A 2957-nucleotide genomic window follows, 5' to 3' on the forward strand; every position below is an offset into this window, starting at 1 on the left:
AAACGACCGCGGTCAAAAAAAGCAAGACTTGCACATGTGCCGCGAGTCGCGCATGCCAGCCGTATTGACGGAAAACCTATTTGTCGATGTTGCTAATGACGCTGCGCGGCTAAAACAGCCAGTAGTCATTGAGGCGATTATCGCCGGACATGTTGCCGGGATAGCCAAGTATTTGAAGCTACAGCCGAAAAAAGCACAGCAGGCTAAGCCCAAGCCACCTACCAAGGCTACAAACATCCTGGGCAAGGCATCGGCAACGGTTGAGCAGGCCAAAGCGTGGGCACGGAGCCATAAGGCCCCGGCTGAGTTTATCAAGCTGGCTGATCTATATTGGAAGTTGGCGACGGAGTGCGGCGTTGATCCGGCGGTTGCATACGTCCAATTCGGGCATGAGACCGGGTTTTTGTACCGGGACTGTAAGAGTGCGGCGGGCATAGATGCCAGTTTTTGCAATCCGTGCGGACTTAAAATTAAAGCCGGCGGCGGCGATTACCAGGCATCGGCACATAAACGATTTGATGACTGGCGTACGGGCATCACCGCCCACCTTGACCATTTAGCCTTGTACGCTGGAGCTGCTGGATATCCAAAAAAAGAGACTCCCGATCCGCGGCACTTTGCACACTTACACGGCACTGCTAAAACTGTGGAGGCGTTGGGCGGCAAGTGGGCGCCGTCGCCAACATATGGTACGTGTCTGGCGGACGAGCTATTAAAAATGCGCAAAATGCGGGCGCCTAAGCAACCAGACAAGCCGGCCCTGGATTACAACGGGCATTGGGCAGAGGCGTCTATTCAACGGGTGATGGATGAGGGGATTATGGGTGGCCGTACCGCTGGATTCGCGCCGAATGAGCCGATTACACGGGCTGAAATGGCCGTGGTGTTGGATCGTTTGCTGAAAAAGAATGATGACAATACTCTAAAATGAAGGCATAAACATGCTTTAGTCGAATAAATTAATAATAATCAGAGAAGGAGTTAGGGAAAAAATGGAGAATATAATCAAGGAGATCACAATTAAGGGAGGAAGAAAAGTGGCTGTTAACGACTGGGTTGAATTAGTGTACTCTGAACACGAAGAGTATGTTGGACAAACAGTGAAAGTTGTTGACATTAGGGGAACCAACGTAAGGGTTAATACTGATGACGGAAATGTATTCTGGACCGATGTAGACAATTTATCTCTCTGTTAAAAAAATATCGAGACTTTAGGCTCATCCTGAGATATAATCTTTCTGGAAATTATATCTGAAATTGAAAGGGTGAGCCTTTTTTATGTCGTCAATGGATTTTATCGTGTTTCAAATAGGTACACCAGATGATTTGACGAAAAAGGAAGAGCAGTTTTTTACTTTTCTAAGAAATTACCCTAGGCAACGAGAAGAACGGAATTTGCATTTTTGTATTACGACTGATATTACACTGCAAAATTCCATCATTACGGGGAATCTAAGTCAGGAACATTTACCACTATCTAGCCCGGTTAATGAAAACAAAGAGTATTATGCTCCAAACGACTCGCCGTATTTACATACATTATTTTCTTTAGATCTTCAAAAAAGGTTTTTATTACTGCAATACAGAGACTATCCACCTGCGAATTTGGACAAAGATTTGACCAGAAACAGACTTACGCGAGTTCTTAATGAAGGATTTAATACAGTTTACAAACAACAATTTAACCCAATTCCTACAGAAAAGCCATACGATGATTCAGAGCTAATTGAGTTGTTTAATAAGTATCGTGTTAGTGAATTAAGAGTAAAAATAGGGGACAGTGGGAGATTATTAAGGGACAGTTCTTCAATTTTTGAAGACGCTAATTATAACAAAGTATGGATTGAAGCTTGGAACGAGGATACAAGCAACATTAGTGAAGTCATCTTGAAATCTCCAGGTAGAGGGGGGGATGGTGACCTTAGACTTTCTCCTCTTGCACAAACATTGCTACAAATACCATCAAAAGAAATCGAACAGATAATCTACTGGGATGAAGACGGTAAGCAAAACAAAGTATCCAAAAGAGGTTATGAAAGATTTAAAATTAACGATATCGATATACACACTTATCCTATTACAGCAGTTGAGGTTATTACCACGCAAATATCGCAAAGAAGAAACGAGTTTAGTCAGTTCAACAGGATTAATCTTGGGTGAACCAAGCAGGCGGGTGAACAAAACCCCGTAGACGTATAAATTACACCGTGGTAAGATATAAATAGAAAAGGAGCCGTGTTAGCAGCACGACTCCGAGCAATAGCCGCTTTAAGAGCGGTCGGCATTTGAAATTGTTGTACGAAATAGACCGCAAACCATTCCATGTGGGCGGTCTATTTCTTATGGTTCAAAAGAGCAATGACGACAGTAAAGATCAACGTCAGTAATAGAATAATAAACACACCGAAGTCAATCATAAGCGTCAAAGCGTCTTTTATCTCCATGTAGCGTCACCTCCCTTCCGGGGGGCTAGCCGACCGCGCCATAAAGCCTTTCTATTGCTCGTCTATCATACCATATATTGGGACAGGATACGACAAATTTTTGTAATTGCAACCAGACAAGCTGGGGTTCGTTCCGCGCGCAGGAAGCGGAGGAGAGTTTAAATCGGATGAAACTGTTTACAGCTGCATTAAGCTAGGTAAGAGTATAGCAGTTGCGTGAGAATTTGTGTCGGTCGTAGACTACGAGAGTTTTGTGTAAAAGTTCAAGATTGCCGGAGCGTATCATATGCAGAATTAGCTAGAATTTTGAGTAGATGTAAAAGGCTCTGCCGACAAATGCTGACAGAGCCCTTTTCAATACTAAATTGATTAAATTCATAAAAGATTATTAGGAAAAATAGAAGGAGGACAATATTTATTTATGACGGATTGTCAAGCCAAGTGCGACAGTTCTTCTGAGAAGGATTCGTGAGCAGTCTTCCAGCCCAAACATTTTCGTGGTCGTTGATTGAT

General features: G+C 43.3%; 4 protein-coding genes. 3 read left to right on the plus strand and 1 reads right to left on the minus strand.

Annotation, left to right across the window (positions count from 1 at the left end; translation table 11 throughout):
- The 3 genes from PPOP_RS11475 to PPOP_RS11485 form a co-directional block, all read left to right on the plus strand.
- The coding region (locus PPOP_RS11475; RefSeq protein WP_006286525.1) for an S-layer homology domain-containing protein at positions 1-931 on the plus strand (931 nt) is incomplete at its 5' end.
- 61 nt (positions 932-992) lie between these two features.
- Entirely contained in the window at positions 993-1196 is a 204-nt protein-coding gene (locus tag PPOP_RS11480) for a hypothetical protein (RefSeq protein WP_006286526.1), read from the plus strand.
- 82 nt (positions 1197-1278) lie between these two features.
- The gene (locus tag PPOP_RS11485) at positions 1279-2160 is read left to right on the plus strand and encodes a hypothetical protein (RefSeq protein ID WP_006286527.1); all 882 of its coding nucleotides are present in this window, start codon (positions 1279-1281) and stop codon (positions 2158-2160) included.
- A 173-nt stretch (positions 2161-2333) separates the two neighbouring features.
- On the opposite strand, the gene PPOP_RS24240 is transcribed toward PPOP_RS11485, so the two are convergent.
- Positions 2334-2444 carry a putative holin-like toxin gene (locus PPOP_RS24240; RefSeq protein WP_234399722.1) on the minus strand — a complete coding sequence of 37 codons (111 nt, stop codon included), beginning with the start codon at positions 2442-2444 and terminating at the stop codon, positions 2334-2336.
- Positions 2445-2957: the final 513 nt, after the last annotated feature.

It is taken from the genome of Paenibacillus popilliae ATCC 14706 (assembly GCF_000315235.1).
Lineage (GTDB): Bacteria > Bacillota > Bacilli > Paenibacillales > Paenibacillaceae > Paenibacillus_B > Paenibacillus_B popilliae.

What these genes read in the sequence shown, in the direction of transcription:
- PPOP_RS11480 (WP_006286526.1), top strand. Translation starts at nt 993, where the DNA reads ATGGAGAATATAATCAAGGAGATCACAATTAAGGGAGGAAGAAAAGTG.
- PPOP_RS11485 (WP_006286527.1), top strand. Translation starts at nt 1,279, where the DNA reads ATGTCGTCAATGGATTTTATCGTGTTTCAAATAGGTACACCAGATGAT.
- PPOP_RS24240 (WP_234399722.1), bottom strand. Translation starts at nt 2,444, where the DNA reads ATGGAGATAAAAGACGCTTTGACGCTTATGATTGACTTCGGTGTGTTT.